The sequence below is a fragment of the Ancylobacter sp. IITR112 genome, assembly GCF_041415945.1.
Classification (GTDB): Bacteria; Pseudomonadota; Alphaproteobacteria; order Rhizobiales; family Xanthobacteraceae; genus Ancylobacter.
The window spans coordinates 2,645,555-2,663,529 of the sequence record NZ_JBGCUS010000001.1 but is presented as its reverse complement, the minus strand read 5'-3'; the positions used below and the strand labels follow the sequence as shown (position 1 = coordinate 2,663,529).

Sequence of the window (17,975 nt, the reverse complement as noted above, 5' to 3'; positions counted from 1 at the left end):
TGAGCACGAGATAGGTCCAATCGGCAGTCATCCAGCGATGAGTTTCAGCTTGGAAACGGACGCAAATTTCCTTTTGTCATCAATGCCAAAGTTGAGATTGGTTGGATGGGCTAAGTTATTGATGCAGTGTAATAAGGTCCCTCCCCTAGGGCGCGCCAAAACTACGCCATGTAACGCCGTGACCGCCAATTGCGTCCTGCGTTGACATGGGCTGGAGCGAGTGCCGCCTTTTGCCGGCGGCGCCTCGTCAGTAGACGGCGCGTCCGCCGGAGATGTCGAAGACGGCGCCGGTGGAGAAGGCGCAGTCCTCGGAGGACAGCCAGCCGATGAGCGCGGCGGCCTCTTCGACGGCGAGGAAGCGGTTCATCGGGATCTTCGACAGCATGAAGTCGATATGTTCCTGCTTCATCTGGTTGAAGATTTCGGTCTTCGCCGCCGCCGGGGTGATGGCGTTCACCAGCACGTTCGAGGTCGCCAGTTCCTTCGCCAGCGACTTGGTCAGCCCGATCAGCCCGGCCTTGGAGGCCGAATAATGCGAGGCGTTGGGGTTGCCTTCCTTGCCGGCGATGGAGGCGACGTTGACGATGCGGCCCCAGCCGTTCTTCAGCAGCTCCGGCACCACGACCTTGCAGGTGAGGAACGGCCCGACCAGATTGACGTCGACCACCCGGCGCCAGGTCTCGGTGTCGAGTTCCCAGAGCTTGCCATTGCCGCCGGTGATGCCGGCATTGTTGACGAGGATGTCGATCTTTCCATGAACGGCGACGACGGCGGCGGTCGCGGCGCGCACCGAGGCCTCGTCGGTCAGCTCCACCACATGGGTGGAGACCTTGCCGAGGCCGGCGAGCGTAGCGGCGGCCTCGTCGAGGCGCGCGGCGTCGATGTCCCACAGCGCCACGGCGGCGCCGGAGGCCAGCATGCGCTCGGCAGCGGCATAGCCGATACCGCGCGCGCCGCCGGTGATGATGGCGACGCGTCCGTTGAGGTCGAGAGCGTTCATGAGCTGGCTTTCCTTCAGGCCGCGTCGACGGTGGTCTGCTGCTGCTCGCCGAGGCCGGAAATGGCCAGGCGCATGGTCTGGCCGGCCTTCAGATAGACCGGCGGCTTCTGCCCCAGGCCCACGCCCGGCGGGGTGCCCGTGGTGATGATGTCGCCCGGCTGCAGGCTCATGAACTGGCTGATATAGGAGACGATGGTCGGCACGCTGAAGATCATCGTGCGGGTGGAGCCGTTCTGGTAGCGCTTGCCGTCCACCTCCAGCCACATGTCGAGCACATGCGGGTCGGTGATCTCGTCCGTGGTCACCAGCCAGGGGCCGATCGGGCCGAAGGTGTCGCAGCCCTTGCCCTTGTCCCACTGGCCGCCGCGCTCAAGCTGGAAGCCGCGCTCGGAGACGTCGTTGACCACGCAATAGCCGGCGACATGGGCATAGGCGTCCTCGACCGAGACATATTTGGCCGGCTTGCCGATGACGATGCCAAGCTCGACCTCCCAGTCGGTCTTGGTCGAACCGCGGGGGATCTCGACCGTGTCATAGGGCCCGACGATGCAGTTCGGCGGCTTCATGAACAGCACCGGCTCGTCGGGAATGGCCATGCCGGATTCGGCGGCGTGGTCGGTGTAGTTCAGGCCGACGCAGACGAACTTGCCGACCTGCCCGACGCAGGCGCCGATGCGCGGCGTGCCCTCGACCGCCGGCAGCACGGCGGGATCGACCGCGCGGATGCGCGCGAGATTTTCCGGCAGCAGCGCCGCCCCGGCGATGTCGGAGACGATCGACGACAGATCGCGCAGCACGCCCTGCGCGTCGAGGATGGCGGGACGCTCCGCCCCCGGTTGACCGTAACGGACAAGCTTCATCGTCGTCTTCTCCCTTGATATCGATACGGGGCGCTCAACTGAACGGCCAGTGGGCTTCTCGCAGCAAACCTCACGCTGCTGCGAAGAGCGACGCGGGGGTCTGCGTGAATCGCGCCAGCGCCTCGGGATCGAGGCTGACGCCGAGGCCCGGCCGGTCGGGAATATGCAGCTTGCCCTCGTCGTCCAGAATGAACGGCTCGGCGACGATGCCGTCGACATAGGCGCTGCCGCCGATGAACTCGACGAGGTCGCATTGCGGCAGCGCGGCGGCAAGCTGAAGATCGGCAGCCAGCCCCAGCGCGGTGTTCCAGCCATGGCCGACATAGCGCAGGCCGAAATCGTCGGCGAGCCAGGCGATGCGTCGCTGCTCGCTGAGGCCGCCAACTTTGGTCACGTCCGGCTGCACGATGTCGAGGGCGCCGGTGGACAGCCAGGGAACGAAACTCTGACGGCGGGTGAGCACCTCGCCGCCGGCGATCGGCACCGGGCTCGCTCGGCGCAGCGTGCGGAACCCTTCCAGCGCATCCGGCCGTAGCGGCTCCTCGAACCAGCCCACATCATAGTCGCGCAGCATCTGCGCGGTGGTGAGCGCCCATTTCAGCCCCTGTGGCCAATAGGCGTCGGAGGCCCCCGCGTCGACGAAGAGCTGGGCATCCGGTCCCGCCGCCTCGCGGGCGGCCCGCACAATCGCCTCGTCGAGCTTCGCGCTGCCGCGCCGACCGAAGGGACCCCAGCCGATCTTGAAGGCCTTGAAGCCGCGCGCGCGATGCGGGCCGATGACATCGGCCATGCGCTCGGGCTCCTCCATCAACAGCGAGCAATAGGGCGTGACGCGGTCGCGATAGGTCCCGCCGAGCAGTCTCCCCACGGGCTGACCAAGGCTTTTGCCCAGAATGTCCCACAGCGCGATGTCGATGCCGCTGATCGCATGGGTGAGGCTGCCGCCGCGCCCCATCCAGAAGCTGTTCTGATGCAGCTTTTCAGCGACCCGCTCGGGTTCGAGGGCGTTCTCGCCGCGCCAGAGCGGTTCGAGCACGTCGACAGCGGCCTGAACGAGCCGCCCGTCGGTGAACACGCTGCCATGGCCGGTGATGCCCTCCTCCGTATGCACGGCGATGAGTGCGTGGACGGAGTCTTCCGGTTTAATCTCAGCCGACCAGCCGCCCTTCGGGCTTTCGCCGAACAGCGGGGCGACGGCGATGGAGCGGATGGTCACTTTTGGCAGGGTGATGTCGGGCATGGAGATGACTCAGGACTTTCGGTCAGCCGACGCCCAGCCGCGCCGCGACCAGTGCTCCAGACGGCGCACGAGAAGGGCGGCGGGAAAGCCGACGGAGAAATAGAGGATGGCCGTGACAGTGTAGACGGTGAAGTACTGGTAGTTGCGCGCGGCGACGATCTGCCCGGAGAACATGAGCTCCTGCACCGTGACCACCGACGCCAGCGCCGTATCCTTGAACAGGGCGATGAGATAGTTGCCGAGTGCCGGCAGAACCGTGCGGAAGGCTTGCGGGAAGATGATCTTGACGAAGGTGATGGTGGGGCTGAGCCCCAGGCTCTGGGCCGCCTCATACTGGCTTTTCGGCACCGCCTGGATGCCCGAGCGATAAACCTCGCTCATGAAGGCGGAGTAGTTCACCGTGAGGCCGATGATTGCCGCTGTCACGGGCTCTAGCCGGATGCCGGCGCTGGGCAGCACGTAATAGATGTAGATGAGCTGCAGGATCAGCGGCGTCGCCCGGATGAACTCGACATAGAAATCCGCCGGCCAGCGGATCCAGCGCCGCGCGGACATCCGCGCGAGCGCCAGCGGGACAGCGAGCACGCCTGCCAGAAGGATGACGACGAGAGTGAGAAACGTCGTCACAGCGAGACCTTGCAGGAAGACCGAGCCGTATTCGTTGACGACCGAGAGATCGAGAAGGTTCATGACGTAACCTGCCGCGGAAGCCGGAAGGGACGTGCGGGGGAAACCGCCTCGCGCGTCCGCTGGCCGGGTCTGGCGGCTGTCAGAGCGGGAAGAAGAACAGGTTGCGGTTGGTGAGCCCGTACGTCTTCAAGATCGCTGTGGCCTGACCATTGCCGCGCACTTCGGCGAGCCCCTGAGTGAAGGCGGCTCGCAACGAACAATCGTCCTTGCGGAGAGCGTAGCGGGCATAGCCGTAGCCGTATTTGAAGATGAGCTCGTCTGGGATGGCGACATTGGCGACGATCTCGATCGGCGCCGAACCGTTTGCCTTCATGAACTCGATGATCTTCACGTCGTCGTCGAGGATGGCGTCGACGCGCCCGGTGGAGATTGCCGCGAATTCCTCGGCGTCGGTCTGGAAGGCCGTCACGGCCACGCTGATCTTGCGCAGATATTCATCGGCCGCCGAGCCGGCGATGGCCCCAATCTTCTTGCCCTTCAGGCCCTCAAAGGAGGTAATGCCAGCTGGATTGCCCTTCGCCACCACGATGGCCGGTCCGTACCACCAAGCCGGGCCGGAGAAGGACACCGCCTTGAGCCGGTCTGGGGTCACGTGGATGTTGGCGGACACAACGTCGATACGCTTGGCGAGCAGGGCCGGGATAAGCTGGCCGAACGGCATCACCTCATATCTGAACTTGGAGACGCCGGCCCATTTCAGCGCCGCCTCCACCAGCTCGATGTCGAGCCCGCCCGCCTTTTTGGTCGCCGGATCGAGAGAGGAATAGGGCGGTGAGGGCGAGAAGCCGAGTGTCACGCCTTCGGTCTTGGCTCGGGCGAGGGAGGAATCGCCGCAATTGTCGAACAGCGGCTGCGCCTCGAACTGGAATTCCTGCGCGCTCGCGCTGATGCTGACGCAAGCCGCGAGCACGGCCGCCAATACGGTCCTGAACATGCCATTCTCCTGATCTGGGAAGGGTGGTTCTGTGTCGACTGAAAAATATTATTTAATCCGCGTGATCTGTCTAGACGTCCTAGCGTCGCCAATGCTTGTTTGGCCGAAAAATATGATTTAAATGAATTCTGTGGACATGGTCACGGCCTGGCGGGCGGCGGAGCTGCCGTGCCCGGCGTAGGCTATCGTGTTCCGCAGGGATGGACCCGAGCCCGCACATCATCAGGCGGTGCAACGACTGAAAACGGAGAGCGCCAGTGACGGAGCGCCCATCGACGCCACGCCAGCGCCCCGAGGTCGAAGCCCAGTCCGGCGAGGGGCGCCCGGCCCGTCCGGCGCGACCGTCCGGCTATCGCATCAGCGGCGTGCAGGGTCATGTGATCACCGAGCTCGGCCGCGCCATCGTCTCCGGCCGTTTCGCGCCCGGCGAATTGCTGCCACGCGAGCCGGACCTGATGGCGGAGTTCGCGGCGAGCCGCCCCTCTTTGCGCGAGGCGCTGAAGGTGCTGGCGGCCAAGGGGTTGATCGAAATGCGCCAGAAAGTCGGCACGCGGGTACGCCCGCGCGACCTGTGGAACACCTTCGACAGTGACGTGCTCGCTTGGCATTTCGGCGACGGCAACGGGTCCGCGGCGCTGCGCGACACCATGATGCGCGACCTGATCGAGCTGCGCCTGATGATCGAGCCCGCGGCCGCCCAACTCGCCACCGGCCGGGCGACGATCGAGGATCTGCGCCGCATCCGGGCGGCCCTGCACGCCATGGAGGCGACGAGCGGCGATCTGACAGCCTATGCCCATGCCGACGTCGCCTTCCACATGGCGGTGTTCGCCGCGAGCCACAACGTGCTGCTCGGCAGCTTCGCCCATCTGGTCGCCGACTTCCTGCATCTGAGCTTTTCCATCCAGCAGCAGGCGCTGAAGGCGGACAAGAGCGTCGAGGACGATATCAGCCAGCATCGGGCGGTGTTCGAAGCGATTACCGGCGGCGAGGGAGAGGGGGCGGCACGGGCCATGCGCGACGTGATCCTCGACGGCAAGGATTCGCTGCTCGCGGCGCTGAAGTGAGCGACGCGCCGCTCGACCTCCTCGCGCTCGACTGGCCGCATGGCGCCCTGCGGGTGTCGCCGGTGGGCGCGATGCTCGCCGATCTGGTCTTCCATCTGCCGGATGGCCCCTTCGCGCCCTTCGCCCGGCCGCATTGGTCGCCGGACGATCCCTCGCTGGGCGCCCTGCCCGCCCATTTGCGCCATCTCGGAGCGGAGTTCGTCTGTCTACCCTTCGGCGTTGGCGGGAAGCTTGATGCGATCGCACCAGGCTGGGGCGGGTTCGGTCTCGAGCGCTGCAATGATCTTCCGCACGGCCTGGCCGCAAATGCCACATGGAGTGTGGAAGAACAGGATGCCGATCACATCCGCCTGACGCTCGACTACCCGGCGGATCATGCGGTGCGACGGCTCACCCGCACGCTCGCGGTGCGGCCCGGCGCTCCGGCGCTAGACCTCGAGCTCGCGATCGATGTGCGGCGCGCGACCCGTCTTCCCATCGGCCTGCATCCCATCCTGTCGCTGGATGTTCCGACGGAAACCCTGCGCCTTCAGGCCCGTTTCCGGCGCGGCCTCACCTACCCGGCCTCGGTGCCCGGCGGGGCGATGCGGGTGGCCATCGGCCGCGATTTCACGAGCCTCGCCACGGTGCCGGCACGCGCGGGCGACGTTATCGACCTGGCGTGCCTGCCGAAAGCGGCGCCCATGGAGGACGTCCTTCAGCTCTGCGATATCGAGGGGGCGGTAGAGGCCGTTTTTGCGGAGCGTCGCGCGGTGCTGAGCCTAGACTGGGACCGGAACCTCCTGCCCTCGTGCCTTTTATGGATCAGCGACCGGGCGCTGGCCGGCGCGCCCTGGGGCGGGCGCTATCGTGGCCTCGGCATTGAGCCGATCGCTTCCTGCTTTGATTTCGCCGAGCCGGTGTCGCTTGCCGACAACCCGATCGCGTCCGCCGGCACGCCGACCTGCCTGGCGGCGACGCCGGAGCGGCCCACCGTCCTTCGCTATAGCCTCGCGGCGCGCCCGCTTCCCGGCGCCTAGAAGGTTGCGGAGAGGCCGCCGTCGACGAGCAGTATCTGGCCAGTCACGTAGCGGGCATCGTCCGAGCAGAGGAAGAAGGCCGGGCCGGCGATGTCCACCGGTGTGCCGGGTCGTCGCAGCGGGATGCGGCCGTGGCGGATATAGATGTCGCGGAACCAGTCGGTCTCGTGCTCGTGGCCGCTGCCATCCGGCAGTTGCGCCATCCGCGTATCGATGAAGCCGGGCGCCAGCGCGTTGACGGCGATGCCTTCCGCGCCGAGATCGCAGGCCAGGGCGCGGGTGAAATTGACAAGCGCGCCCTTGGCGGTGGCATAGGCGAGGGAATCGCGAGTGCCGCGCATGCCCTGGATCGAGACGATGTTGAGGATGCGCCGGCCTGCGGCGGCCTTGCGCATGAGCGGCAGCAAGGCGAGCGTTACCCGGACCGCGCCATCCTGGTTGATGTCTGTCACCGAGCGATAATGATCGAAACTCATGGCGTCCACTCCGGCGGCGTCGAGGATGGCCGCGTTGTTGACGAGAATTTCGCAACGGCCGTAGCGCCGCTCGACGGTCTGCGCCAGCACCGCGATCGAGGCGGCATCGGCGATGTCGACGCGCAGTCCCAGCGCCTGCGGGCCGAGCTCGGTGGCGGCATGAAGCGCTTCCGCCTCATCGATATCGGCCACCACCACCTGCGCGCCCTCGGTGGCGAAGCGCTCGGCAATGCAGCGGCCAATGCCGCGCGCTCCGCCGGTGACGACGGCGATCCGTCCTTCCAGGCGTCGGGCGGCGGGTGGGACAGGCTGGGCCTCGGTGGACATGAGCGGTTCCAGAATGGTGGGCGGGAAGGCGTCGATATAAAATATGATATTTTGAGGCGTCAATCGAGAGTCGTTCGGCGGCGTGGGGAGATCGCCGCGTAGTCATAGCGCTTTTTGGTCGTTTTCTTCAGGCGTCGAATTGACCGCGAAAATTAAATATGATTTTTTTCGCTAAAGCCAAATGGCGCCAGATGGAGAACGGACGATGAATTGGATGTCGAGGGCGGTAGCTGCATCGCTCGCCACGCTTACCCTTCTCTCCTCGGCGGCGGCCGTCGCCCAGCCGAAAGGCGAGGTCCGCTTGCTGGCCTATGAGGGCTATGCCGATCCGGCCTGGGTCGAGGAATTCGAGAAGGAAACCGGCATCGCCGTGAAGGTGACTTATGTCGGCGGCGTCGACGAGCAGATCGCGAAGATGAAGGCGTCGAACGGCAAGGACTACGACGTCGTCACCATCGATACAGCCAGCCTCAAGGCCTATGCCGACCAGAAGCTGATCGCCCCGATCGACAAAGCCAAGCTCACCAGCGCCGGCAATCTTCTCCCCGACTTCCGGGGCATGGCGAACGCCACCTTCGACGGTGCCACCTATGGCGTGCCGTGGGCGTGGGGTTCGCTGGGCATGGTCTACGACAAGAAGACCTTTCCGACTGCGCCGGAGAGCTGGGAGGTGCTGTGGGACCCCAAATACAAGGGCAAGGTCATCTCGCTCGACGACGCCAACAACGCCATCAATTTCGGCGCCATCGTGCTCGGCATCAAGGACCCGTTCCATCTCACCGACGCGCAGTTCGCGCAGGTGAAGGACAAGTTGATCGCCCTCAAGCGAAACCTGCTCACCTATTTCGCCGGCTTTGACGAAGGCACCACCATCTGGACCGAGAACGACGTAGTGCTGATGTTCTCCATGGGAGAACTCGCGGCCATCAACCTGCAGAAGAAGGGCTTCGATGTCGGCTACGCCATCCCGAAGGAGGGCGCGGTTGGCTGGCTCGACAATCTCACGGTGAGCGCGGGCACGTCCAATCCTGACGCCGCCTATGCCTGGATAAACTTCGTCTTGCAGAAGAAGATCGGCGCCGACATGGCGAAGAAGTTCGGCTACGGCTCGACCACCGACGCCCCCGAGGGGATGGACTATGCGAGCCGCCTGATCTGGGCGGACAATCCAGAGGACTACACTCGCCGCCAGGCGATCTGGAACGAGGTCAAGGCGGCCGAGTAGCAGCCACCTCCGATAGAGCCGGCCCGACGGGCCGGACGTGACCTCGGGCGGCATCGGGATGCCGCCTTCCTCGACCAGATGACGGAGCGACACGCGTGCAGCCTCTCCTCCATCTCGACAACGTCTCGAAACGCTACGGCGCGGTGCGCGTGCTCGACGGTATCGACATCACCGTGGCCGACAACGAATTCCTCACCATCCTCGGGCCTTCCGGTTCAGGCAAGACCACCATCCTGCGCATCATCGGCGGCTTCGAGGGGATCGACGGCGGAAGGCTGATGTTCGAGGGGCGCGACCTCTCCGCCGTGCCGATCAACCGACGCCCTTTCAACACGGTCTTCCAAGACTACGCATTGTTCCACCACATGACGGTCGCCGAAAATGTCGGTTACGGCCTGAAGGTGCGCGGGCGCCCGAAGGTGGAGATCGCCGAACGTGTCGCCGAGGTGCTGGATACGGTGGGGCTGGGCACCTTCGGCGGACGCTATCCCGCGCAGATGTCCGGCGGCCAGCGCCAGCGCGTGGCGCTGGCCCGCGCCATCATCTGCGAGCCGCGGCTCATCCTTCTCGACGAACCGCTGTCGGCACTCGACGTCGAATTGCGCGCGCAGATGCAGCGCTTCCTCAAATCGTTGCAGCGCCGGCTCGGCATCGCCTTCGTCTTCATCACTCACGACCAGGAGGAAGCGATCGCACTGTCCGACCGGATCATCGTGGTCAATCAGGGCCGCATCGAGCAGGAGGGCGCGCCCGAGGAGCTTTATCGCCGCCCCCGCACGCTTTTCACCGCCTCCTTTCTCGGCGACAACAACCTGATTCCGGGAACGCTGGCCGCGGTCGACGGCCGGCTCTGCACGGTCGACACCGCCGCCGGGCGCCTCGGCGCGACCGTCGATGGGCCAGCGCCGGTGCCGGGAAGCGCCGTGCTGTTGGCGGTGCGCCCCGAGCACGTCCGGCTGGACGCCGATCCGGCCGCCCCGGACGGGCTGCCGGCCGAAGTGGCGGATGTGCGCTTTCTCGGGGCCAATGTGATGATCGAGTTGCTCGCTCCCGCGCTGCCGGGGGCCGTGATCAAGGTGCGCCGCCTCGCCGATGGGGCGGTCGCCGGGCTTCGGCCGGGGGCATCCGTCAGGCTCGGCTGGGCGGCCGACGACGCCGCTCTGCTGCAGGCGGCACCGTTAGGATGGGCGCGATGACCCCCCCCCTTCGACGCGATCGCCAAGACCTCCTGCGCGCCGGCCTTGGCCATGCGCTGAATCTCGGCCTGCCGCTGCTCTTCGTGGTGATCCCGATACTCTCCTTCGTAGTGGTGAGCTTCTGGACGCTGCAGGATGGGCAGATCCTTCTCATCCCGACGCTCGCCAACTACCGCGCCTTCTTCACCGAGGGTAGCTACCTGTCCGTCTATCTGCAGACGGTCGGGCTGTCGCTGCAGGTGACGATGGTCAATGTGGCGCTCTCCACCGCCATCGCGCTGTTCATCTTCCGGCGTACCCCGCGGATGCGCTTCCTGATCCTGATGAGCTTCATGCTGCCGCTGTTCATGAGCTACATCATCAAGGTCTATTCGATCCGCTCCATTCTGGGGCAACGCGGGTTGCTGAACGAAGCCATGCTGGGGCTCGGGCTGATCGATCAGCCGATCGAGGCGCTGCTGTTTTCGCGCACGGCCATCTTCATCGCTCTCGCGGTGCTGTATCTGCCCTATGCGATCCTGCCGATCTATCTGGCATTGGATCGCATCCCGGCGAACTACCTCGCCGCCGGCGCCGACCTCGGCGCCACGCCGCTGCAGGCGCTGCGCGACGTCGTCTTGCCCCTCGCGCGGCCAGGCATCGCGGCTGGCGCGGTGTTCACCTTCATTCTCACCTTCGGTGATTTCGTCACGCCGCAAATGGTGGGTGGCACCCAGGGCTTCACCTTCGGACGCATCGTGTTCAGCCAGTTCGGCCTCGCGCTCAACTGGCCGCTCGGCTCGGCCCTCGCCGTCATTCTGCTCGCTACTACGCTGCTTGCGGTGGCGCTCGCCGGCCTGAGCCTCCGGCGGGAGCATGTGCGATGAAGCAGAAGGCGCCATTTCTCGATGCGCTGCTCGGCCTCGTCGCCGGAGTTGGCCTTATTGCCCTCTATGCCCCGCTGCTGGCGACTGCGGCGCTCTCCTTCTTCCAGATCGTGAGGGTGCGCGGCACGCTCGGCTTCGCGCCCTTCTCGCTCGATCCATATGTCGCCCTGCTCGCCAATGGCGAAATTCTCTCGGCGCTCTCGACCTCGCTCGCCGTGGCGACGGTGTCGAGCCTTCTGGCGCTGGTGCTGGCGCTGATGTTCGCCTTCTACTTCGTCTCTGCACGGCGGGGCCTCGGTATTGCCATGCAGATCATGGTGTTCCTGCCGTTCCTGCTGCCGCCGATCATCACCGGCCTCTCGCTGCTGATCGCCTTTCGCGAGATCGATCTCGGCCGCGGGCTGGTGACGATCATCATCGCCCATGTCGTCTTCATCGTGCCGGTGGTGTACCGCACGGTGCTGGTGCGGCTGCAATTGCTAGGCAGCAGCCTTACCGAGGCCTCGCTCGACCTGGGTGCGTCGCGGGGGCAGACTCTGCGCTACGTGATCCTGCCGCAGATGCGACCAGCACTGATTTCCGGTGTCCTCCTGGCCTTTGCCATCTCCTTTGACGAGACGCTGATCACCCTCTTCGTCGCGGGATCGCAGACCACGCTGCCGATCCGCCTGTGGGCGATGATGCGGGTGGGCTTCGTCCCGGAGATCAACGCCCTGGCGACGCTGATCTTTCTGTGCACCGCCGCCATCACCTTCGCCATCGGCCTGATGCAACGCGCCGGCGAGCGTGTCTGACACGCCACGCCGCCCGACCCAAACCTGCCTTTTGAGAGAAGACGCGTCCCATGAAGATCGAAGCCGTCGACTTTTTCTATCTGGCCATGCCCGAGATCACTACCGCGGCCGATGGCAGCCAGGACGCCCTCGTCGTGCGCGTCACGGCCGGCGGCCATATCGGCTGGGGCGAGTGCGAAGCGGCTCCGTTGCCCTCCATCGCCGCGTTCGTCTGCCCGATGTCGCATGGCGCCTGCCAGCCGGTACAAAGCGCGGTGCTTGGCCAGCGGCTCGACGGGCCGCAGGACATCGCCCGCATGGCCGCGCAGGTCGAATATGATAGCATGGACTTGCTACAGGCCGCGCACACATGGTCGGGCATCGAGATGGCGCTGTGGGACCTACTCGGCAAGGCGCGCGGCGAGCCGGTCTGGAAGCTGCTCGGCTATGACCGTACCTGCCGCAAGACGCCTTACGCCTCGCAGCTTTTCGGCGACACGCCGCAGGAGACGCTGGAGCGCGGCCGGCGCTCGCGCGCCCAGGGATTCCGGGCCGTGAAGTTTGGCTGGGGCCCGATCGGACGCGGCGCGCTGGGTGTCGATGTCGATCATTTCGTCGCCGCTCGCGAGGGGCTGGGCGCCGATGGAATCCTCCTCGTCGATGTCGGCCAAATCTTCGGCGAGGACGTCGAGCGCGCGTCGGAGCGCCTTCCAGCCCTCGAGGCAGCGCGAGCCACGTGGCTGGAAGAGCCGTTCGCCGCCAGCGCCTATGGCGAATATGCCGCGCTCGGCGCGCGCAGCACGGTGAAGATGGCCGGCGGCGAAGGCGCTCATAATTTCCACATGGCCCGCAATCTCATCGATTTCGGCGGCATCGGCTATGTGCAGATTGATTGCGGGCGCATCGGCGGGATCGGACCGGCCAAGCGGGTGGCCGATCATGCGCGGGCCAAGGGCGTCACCTATGTGAACCACACCTTCACCTCGAACCTCGCGCTGAGCGCCTCGCTCCAGCCCTTCGCCGGCGTGGCCGAGGCGACGCTCTGCGAATTTCCGGTGGCGCTGCAGCCGCTCGCGGTGGAACTGACGGCCAACCACATCGAGCGCGACAGCAATGGAGAGATCGCGGCACCCGAGGCGCCGGGCTTGGGGGTTGAGATCGACCCTGCCGCTCTCGAGCGATACCGGGTCGACGTGGAAATTTCCGTCGGGGGCCGTATCCTCTTTGCTTCGCGCGCCGGAGACGATGCCAGCTCGGCCGTTATGACGGCGATGGACGTGGCGTCCTGAGGCCTCGGGAAGGGCGGACGATGACCCGTGGACCGATCTCCTCGCGCCCGACCTTTCGGGTCGTCGCTCAAACCGGGGACGCACTCGGCGAGGCGCCGCTCTGGCATCCCGTGGATGGCCACCTCTACTGGCTCGACCTGGCCCTCACCCGCCTGCACCGCATGGACGGCGAGGGCCGGGTGGAGACCCGCCGGATCGATCGTCCACCGCCGCTAGGCGCCATCGTCGCCGGCGACGGGCCCGGTCGTCTCATCCTGAGCGCCTCCGACGGCCTGTGGCTGTACGACTGGGAGCGCGACGGCATGGAACAGCTCGGCCATCCCGAAGCAGGACGAGGCGGCGTCGGCTACAACGATGCCAAGGTCGACCGGTGGGGACGCCTCTGGATCGGTACGAGCGATCTTGCCGAGCGCGATCCACGGGGGGCGCTGTGGTGCTGGGTGCCGGGATCGCCTCCCGTTCTGGCGGACAGCGGCTTCACCGTGGTCAACGGACCGGCCTTCTCGCCCGATGGCGATGTGCTCTATCTCAGCGACAGTGTTGGACGGCGGATCCTCGCCTATGATCTTGCGCCCGATGTCGTCGGTCTCCGCAATCGCCGGGTTTTCGCCGAAATGGCGATCGACGAGGGATATCCAGACGGACTGACCGTTGACGCCGACGGGGGTGTCTGGGTGGCGCACTGGGATGGCTGGCGGGTTACCCGCTTCTCGTCGGAGGGGGAGCGCGAGCTTGTGATACCTTTGCCGGTACCGCGCCTTACGAGCGTTGCCTTTGGACGGCAGGGGCTGGCTGTTCTTTTCGCGACCAGTGCGCGGCTGGACCTTACGGCTCCGCTGCTGGAAGCGGCCCCGCTCTCCGGCTCGCTTTTCGCCTTGCAAACGGGCTTCGTGGGGATCGCCGAGCAGACATTCAGAGGTCGGTGAAAATCACTCCTTGGACAAACTGTCGCTCCGAGGAGTGGGCGTGCGCTGTGGTCGGTCATCTAGAGCGGCGACGCAAACCGGCCACTCCAAGACGGCTCCCTGCGGCGTCTATCCATCATCCCTTCGCAGATGACCAGATCGCCACTCGTCTAATTGAAGGCAATTTCAACGACATAAGTGTTCGCAGTTTCACCTTGGTCGGCGCGCCATTTCACTTTCAGCCCTTCCAAAAGCACCCAAGACCTTGAACGGTAAGGACAAATCTGCCGTTCTAAACCCTGTTTTTCGCATGTAGCGAAGCCGCTCGGCAAATGCGAGCTTGAGCACCGCACGGCGGTCCTCAAGTCGCCCTGAATCCCAGAGATTCCAGGGGTTTGAGAGAAACTCGAGCGCCGTTCTAAGTGTGTCGTCGAAGCTGCTCGCAGGGCGGCCCAGCTTCGAGGCCTTTTCCCGCAGGACGATCTTCTCTTCCTCCAGCGCGCGGATGCGATCCTCATAGGCTGCGATCACGCTTGGCACGCTGGCATCGACAACGCGATCGAGCAGCTTCTCTATGTCGCGGTCGATCTTGATCAGTTGGGCTCCGATGGCCTTTGCCTGCGATTGAGAGCCTTGGGCCAGGTGATCCCACCATTTGCGCAGCATGCGCTCCGCGATCGACATGACAGGTGCGCTTGGCTGCACGGCGTGCAGCAGCTCCGAGAACTCGCCTTCGAGTACGTCGCGCTTGATCGACTTGCCGTAGCTCTCTCAGCCTCGCTTGGGGCACAGATAGTAGGGATAGCGGCCGTGCGACCCTTTAGACCAGCAGGCGGTCAGAGGCGTGTCGCAGTCGGCGCAGAGGACATAGCCGCGAAGCGGGAAGTCCTCGTTGAGGTTCTTGCGGCGGGGTGCATAGGTCGCACCGTTCAGCCGGTCCTGAATGCGTTTAAAGATTTCATACGAGATCAGACCCTCTGGCCTGCTGCCGGTTTCGTGGACGCGCAGTTAAGCTAATCCCACCTTCCGCTCGAACTCCATCGGGCTGACGTAGCCGATGGTCGAGTGCCTGCGGACAGCGTTGTAGAACGTCTCAATATAGTCGAACACGTCAGCCCGGGCCTCGTTGCGTGTCCGGTAGACCTTGCCTCTGATGCGCTCGGTCTTCAGCGACGAGAAGAAGCTCTCCATGGCGGCATTGTCCCAGACGTTGCCGGATCGGCTCATCGAGCAAGCGACGCCATTGTCGGCCATCAGCTTCTGGAACTGCTCGCTGGCGTACTGGCTGCCCTGGTCGGAGTGATGCAGAAGAGCATCGGGCTTGCCACGGCGCCAGATCGCCATGATGAGCGCGTCGGTGACGAGCTGCGCGGTCATCTGGGCCTGCATGGACCAGCCTACCACGCGGCGCGAGAACAGGTCGATGACGGCCGCTACATAGAGCCAGCCCTCGGCAGTCCAGACATAGGTGAAGTCGGCGATCCATTTCTGATTTGGGGCCGAGGCCTCGAAGGCGCGATCCAGCAGATTGTCCGACGCGGCGGCCCGCAGGCCGACATCCTTCGGCAGCCCGCGCCTGCGTGGCCTTGCGCGAAGCGCTTGTGCCCGCATCAGCCGCTCGATGCGGTGAAGCCCGCAGTCAATCCCTTCCGCCAGCACGTCCCGCCAGACGCGCCTTGCGCCATAGGTGCGCGCTGAGCCGATGAAGCTCGCCGGCACCTTGGCGCCGAATCTCCTCATCCTCCTGGCTGCGCTGGCTGGGCTTCCGGCTGAGCCAGGCATGGAAGCCCGACCGCGACACATCCAGCGCTTCGCAAAGCCATGCCCGATCCTTAAACGAGGAATCGCCAGATCCCCCGGTGCTTCGCAATGAACGCGAACCTCATGTCACGTCCTTCGCGAAGGAGGCTGCGGCCCGTCTTAGGACGTCACGCTCCGCCTTGAGCTTGGCGACCTCCCGCCGCAGTTTCTCGATCTCAACCTGCTCCGGCTTCATCTGGCCGTGACCCGGAAAGGCCTGGCGGGGATCGGATGCCAGCTCCCGCACCCACTTGCGCAGCACGTTCTCGTGCACGTCGAGATCGCGCGCTGCCTGAGCCGCCGATACGCCCCGCTCCTTGATCAACCGAAACGCTTCAACCTTGAACTCCCGCGAAAACTTCCGTCGCTGGATCTGCCACCTCCGGCTTCATGAAACACCCAATCTCGGTGTCCACGAAACCGGCAGCAGGCCAGTACTGATGATCGCCGTCGCTGTCTTGCTGCCCCTCGCGCCGCTTCTGGTCCTGCTGCCGCTGCTCGGGCTTACGTTGAACGGCACGTCGTCGGTGCTCTATGGCACGGTGCCGGAACTGGCGCCGGCCGACCGCACCAAACGGGCCTTCGCCATCTTCTACACGGGGGTGATCGGTTCGGGGGCGCTGGCGCCGCTGCTGTTCGGCGCGGTGGGCGACCAGGCGGGACCCGTCATCGCGACGCTCGGGACCGCCGTCGCGGCGCTTGTCAATCTGCCGCTCGCCCTCGCCCTTGGGCCCCGATTGGCCAGGCAGTGAGCGGCGGCCGTCGCGCGATCCAGCCCGCGCCTCAGGAGACGTCGATAGGGAACCACATGACAAGTGACACGAAAAAGCGTTTTGGCCAGTGCCATTGCGGGGCGGTGCGCTTCCAGGTGGCGCTCAACGACGGTTTGAGTTCGATCCGGCGTTGCACCTGTTCCTATTGCCTTATGCGCGGCGCGGTCGTCGCGATGGCCGAAATGGGCGGGATCGAACTGCTGCAGGGGGAAGAGGTGCTGACCAGCTACCATTTCCACACCGGCCCCGCGCAGCACTTCTTCTGTTCGCGTTGCGGGATCTACACCCACCATCAGCGCCGCTCGGACCAGCAGCTGTACGCGGTCAACGTCGCCTGCCTCAACGGCGTAAGCCCGTTCGATTTCCCCGAAGTGCCGGTCATGGATGGCATCAACCACACCAGCGACGCCGGAAAGCCGCCTCGCCGGGCTGGGACGCTGCTGTTCATTCCGTTCAACTGACCGTCACGAATCCGCAGGCTCTGCTGAACCGCTGTATTTATCCGCCACTACCACCATAAGCGCCGGTTTCATGCTTGGTCTTACCGCGGAACACCCAATAGGCGTGCGCCTGATAGGCGAGGACGATCGGGATGATGACCGCGACCCCCACGGCGAGGAAGGCGAGCGACTGCGGGTCGGACATGCCGTCCCACACCGTGACGTGGCGGGGGACGAGATAGGGCCAGAGGCTGACGATGAGCCCGATTAGCCCGAGGGCGAACAGGGCGAGCGCGAGCAGGAAGGTACGGAGCTGCGCGCCTTCCCAGATGCCGTGCCACAGCGCGAAGACAACCGCGAGCGTCACCAGCGGCACGGGCGCGAGCAGGAAGAGGTTCGGCAGGGCGAACCACCGCGTGGCCACGTCCGGCACGCTCCACGCACTCCACCCGCTCACCAGCACCATCATCGCGCCGGTGAGGATCAGCGCGGCATGGGCGATCTCGCGGGCGAAGACCTGCGTCGCGCCATCGGTCTTCCAGATCAGCCAGCCGGCGCCGATCAGCGCGTAGCCGCCGACCAGGCCGACCCCGCACAGCACGCCGAGCAGGCTGAGGAAGCTGAACGGCCCGCCGGCGAACATGCCGTTCTCCACCGGCACGCCATTGATCAGCCCGCCCAGGATCAGCCCCTGGCAGAAGGTCGCCAGCACGGAGCCGGCGAAGAAGGCGATGTCCCAGACGAGGCGGAGGCGCGTCGCCTGAAGGCGGAAGCCGAATGCCACGCCGCGGAAGATCAGCGCGAACAGCATGAACATGATCGGCAGATAGAAGGCCGGCAGCAGGATGTAGTAGCCGGCGGGAAAGGCAGCGAAGAGCAGCGTGCCGCCCATGACAAGCCAGGTCTCGTTGCCGTCCCACACCGGCTCGATCGACGCCATCATCAGGTCGCGGTCAGCGTCGCGCGGGGCGGCGAGGAAGAGGATGCCGACGCCGAGATCGAGCCCGTCGGCGAGCACATAGACCGTGACGCAGAACACGGCGACGGCGGCGAAGACCAGCGGGATATAGTCCGCCTGCAGAAGTTCGGTCATGG

The 17,975-nt window shown here is 65.4% G+C and carries 18 protein-coding genes and 2 pseudogenes; 10 read left to right on the top strand and 10 right to left on the bottom strand.

What is annotated here, in order from left to right; all coding sequences use genetic code 11:
* Window positions 1–247 precede the first annotated feature (247 nt).
* The 5 genes from AAC979_RS12740 to AAC979_RS12720 all read right to left on the bottom strand — a co-directional run bounded on the left by AAC979_RS12740 (window position 248) and on the right by AAC979_RS12720 (window position 4,724).
* Window positions 248–1,000 carry an SDR family NAD(P)-dependent oxidoreductase gene (locus AAC979_RS12740; protein WP_371347253.1) on the bottom strand — a complete coding sequence of 251 codons (753 nt, stop codon included), beginning with the start codon at window positions 998–1,000 and terminating at the stop codon, window positions 248–250.
* A 14-nt stretch (window positions 1,001–1,014) separates the two neighbouring features.
* On the bottom strand, window positions 1,015–1,860 hold the full coding sequence (locus AAC979_RS12735) for a fumarylacetoacetate hydrolase family protein (RefSeq protein ID WP_371347252.1): 846 nt from the start codon (window positions 1,858–1,860) through the stop codon (window positions 1,015–1,017).
* A gap of 70 nt (window positions 1,861–1,930) precedes the next feature.
* Entirely contained in the window at window positions 1,931–3,100 is a 1,170-nt protein-coding gene (locus AAC979_RS12730; protein ID WP_371347251.1) for a mandelate racemase/muconate lactonizing enzyme family protein, read from the bottom strand.
* 9 nt (window positions 3,101–3,109) lie between these two features.
* Window positions 3,110–3,790: an amino acid ABC transporter permease gene (locus AAC979_RS12725; RefSeq protein WP_371347250.1), complete on the bottom strand. Its 681-nt coding sequence runs from the start codon at window positions 3,788–3,790 to the stop codon at window positions 3,110–3,112.
* 79 nt (window positions 3,791–3,869) lie between these two features.
* A complete protein-coding gene (locus tag AAC979_RS12720) occupies window positions 3,870–4,724 on the bottom strand; it encodes a substrate-binding periplasmic protein (RefSeq protein WP_371347249.1) in 855 nt (284 codons plus the stop codon).
* A gap of 257 nt (window positions 4,725–4,981) precedes the next feature.
* Here AAC979_RS12720 and AAC979_RS12715 point away from each other — a divergent pair, with 257 nt between their 5' ends.
* Together AAC979_RS12715 and AAC979_RS12710 are read left to right on the top strand one after the other, a co-directional pair.
* Complete coding sequence (locus AAC979_RS12715; protein ID WP_371347248.1) at window positions 4,982–5,791, top strand: FadR/GntR family transcriptional regulator; 810 nt, start codon at window positions 4,982–4,984, stop codon at window positions 5,789–5,791.
* A complete protein-coding gene (locus tag AAC979_RS12710) occupies window positions 5,788–6,810 on the top strand; it encodes a hypothetical protein (RefSeq protein WP_371347247.1) in 1,023 nt (340 codons plus the stop codon). The genes AAC979_RS12715 and AAC979_RS12710 overlap by 4 nt, the downstream gene beginning before the upstream one ends.
* Here the strand turns inward: AAC979_RS12710 and AAC979_RS12705 are convergent.
* The gene (locus AAC979_RS12705) at window positions 6,807–7,613 is read right to left on the bottom strand and encodes an SDR family NAD(P)-dependent oxidoreductase (protein ID WP_371347246.1); all 807 of its coding nucleotides are present in this window, start codon (window positions 7,611–7,613) and stop codon (window positions 6,807–6,809) included. The two genes, AAC979_RS12710 and AAC979_RS12705, sit on opposite strands and share 4 nt — an antisense overlap.
* A 214-nt stretch (window positions 7,614–7,827) precedes the next feature.
* Here AAC979_RS12705 and AAC979_RS12700 point away from each other — a divergent pair, with 214 nt between their 5' ends.
* From AAC979_RS12700 to AAC979_RS12675, 6 genes are all read left to right on the top strand, one after another.
* Window positions 7,828–8,838, top strand: a complete 1,011-nt coding sequence (locus AAC979_RS12700) for a PotD/PotF family extracellular solute-binding protein (RefSeq protein ID WP_371347245.1) — start codon at window positions 7,828–7,830, stop codon at window positions 8,836–8,838.
* 95 nt (window positions 8,839–8,933) lie between these two features.
* Window positions 8,934–10,034: an ABC transporter ATP-binding protein gene (locus AAC979_RS12695; protein WP_371347244.1), complete on the top strand. Its 1,101-nt coding sequence runs from the start codon at window positions 8,934–8,936 to the stop codon at window positions 10,032–10,034.
* Window positions 10,031–10,900: an ABC transporter permease gene (locus tag AAC979_RS12690; protein WP_371347243.1), complete on the top strand. Its 870-nt coding sequence runs from the start codon at window positions 10,031–10,033 to the stop codon at window positions 10,898–10,900. The genes AAC979_RS12695 and AAC979_RS12690 overlap by 4 nt, the downstream gene beginning before the upstream one ends.
* Window positions 10,897–11,694: an ABC transporter permease gene (locus AAC979_RS12685; RefSeq protein ID WP_371347242.1), complete on the top strand. Its 798-nt coding sequence runs from the start codon at window positions 10,897–10,899 to the stop codon at window positions 11,692–11,694. Before AAC979_RS12690 ends, AAC979_RS12685 begins: the two co-directional genes overlap by 4 nt.
* Window positions 11,695–11,744: 50 nt before the next feature.
* On the top strand, window positions 11,745–12,962 hold the full coding sequence (locus AAC979_RS12680; protein WP_371347241.1) for an enolase C-terminal domain-like protein: 1,218 nt from the start codon (window positions 11,745–11,747) through the stop codon (window positions 12,960–12,962).
* A 20-nt stretch (window positions 12,963–12,982) separates the two neighbouring features.
* Window positions 12,983–13,888: an SMP-30/gluconolactonase/LRE family protein gene (locus AAC979_RS12675; RefSeq protein ID WP_371347240.1), complete on the top strand. Its 906-nt coding sequence runs from the start codon at window positions 12,983–12,985 to the stop codon at window positions 13,886–13,888.
* Window positions 13,889–14,077: 189 nt separating this feature from the next.
* On the opposite strand, the gene AAC979_RS12670 is transcribed toward AAC979_RS12675, so the two are convergent.
* The 3 genes and pseudogenes from AAC979_RS12670 to AAC979_RS12660 all read right to left on the bottom strand — a co-directional run bounded on the left by AAC979_RS12670 (window position 14,078) and on the right by AAC979_RS12660 (window position 16,040).
* Window positions 14,078–14,551: a hypothetical protein gene (locus tag AAC979_RS12670; protein WP_371347239.1), complete on the bottom strand. Its 474-nt coding sequence runs from the start codon at window positions 14,549–14,551 to the stop codon at window positions 14,078–14,080.
* 87 nt (window positions 14,552–14,638) lie between these two features.
* The gene (locus AAC979_RS12665) at window positions 14,639–14,800 is read right to left on the bottom strand and encodes a zinc ribbon domain-containing protein (RefSeq protein WP_371349051.1); all 162 of its coding nucleotides are present in this window, start codon (window positions 14,798–14,800) and stop codon (window positions 14,639–14,641) included.
* A gap of 75 nt (window positions 14,801–14,875) precedes the next feature.
* A pseudogene (locus tag AAC979_RS12660) lies at window positions 14,876–16,040 on the bottom strand (IS3 family transposase).
* Between the two features lie 70 nt (window positions 16,041–16,110).
* On the opposite strand from AAC979_RS12660, the pseudogene AAC979_RS12655 reads away from it, so the two are divergent.
* Both AAC979_RS12655 and AAC979_RS12650 read left to right on the top strand, forming a co-directional pair.
* Window positions 16,111–16,419: pseudogene (locus tag AAC979_RS12655) on the top strand (MFS transporter); the annotation flags it as partial.
* Window positions 16,420–16,475: 56 nt separating this feature from the next.
* Entirely contained in the window at window positions 16,476–16,901 is a 426-nt protein-coding gene (locus AAC979_RS12650; RefSeq protein WP_371347238.1) for a GFA family protein, read from the top strand.
* Between the two features lie 37 nt (window positions 16,902–16,938).
* Here the strand turns inward: AAC979_RS12650 and cydB are convergent, their stop codons facing one another.
* Window positions 16,939–17,973 (bottom strand): cytochrome d ubiquinol oxidase subunit II, encoded by a 1,035-nt coding sequence (gene cydB, locus AAC979_RS12645; RefSeq protein WP_371347237.1) that lies wholly within the window; start codon window positions 17,971–17,973, stop codon window positions 16,939–16,941.
* Window positions 17,974–17,975: the final 2 nt, after the last annotated feature.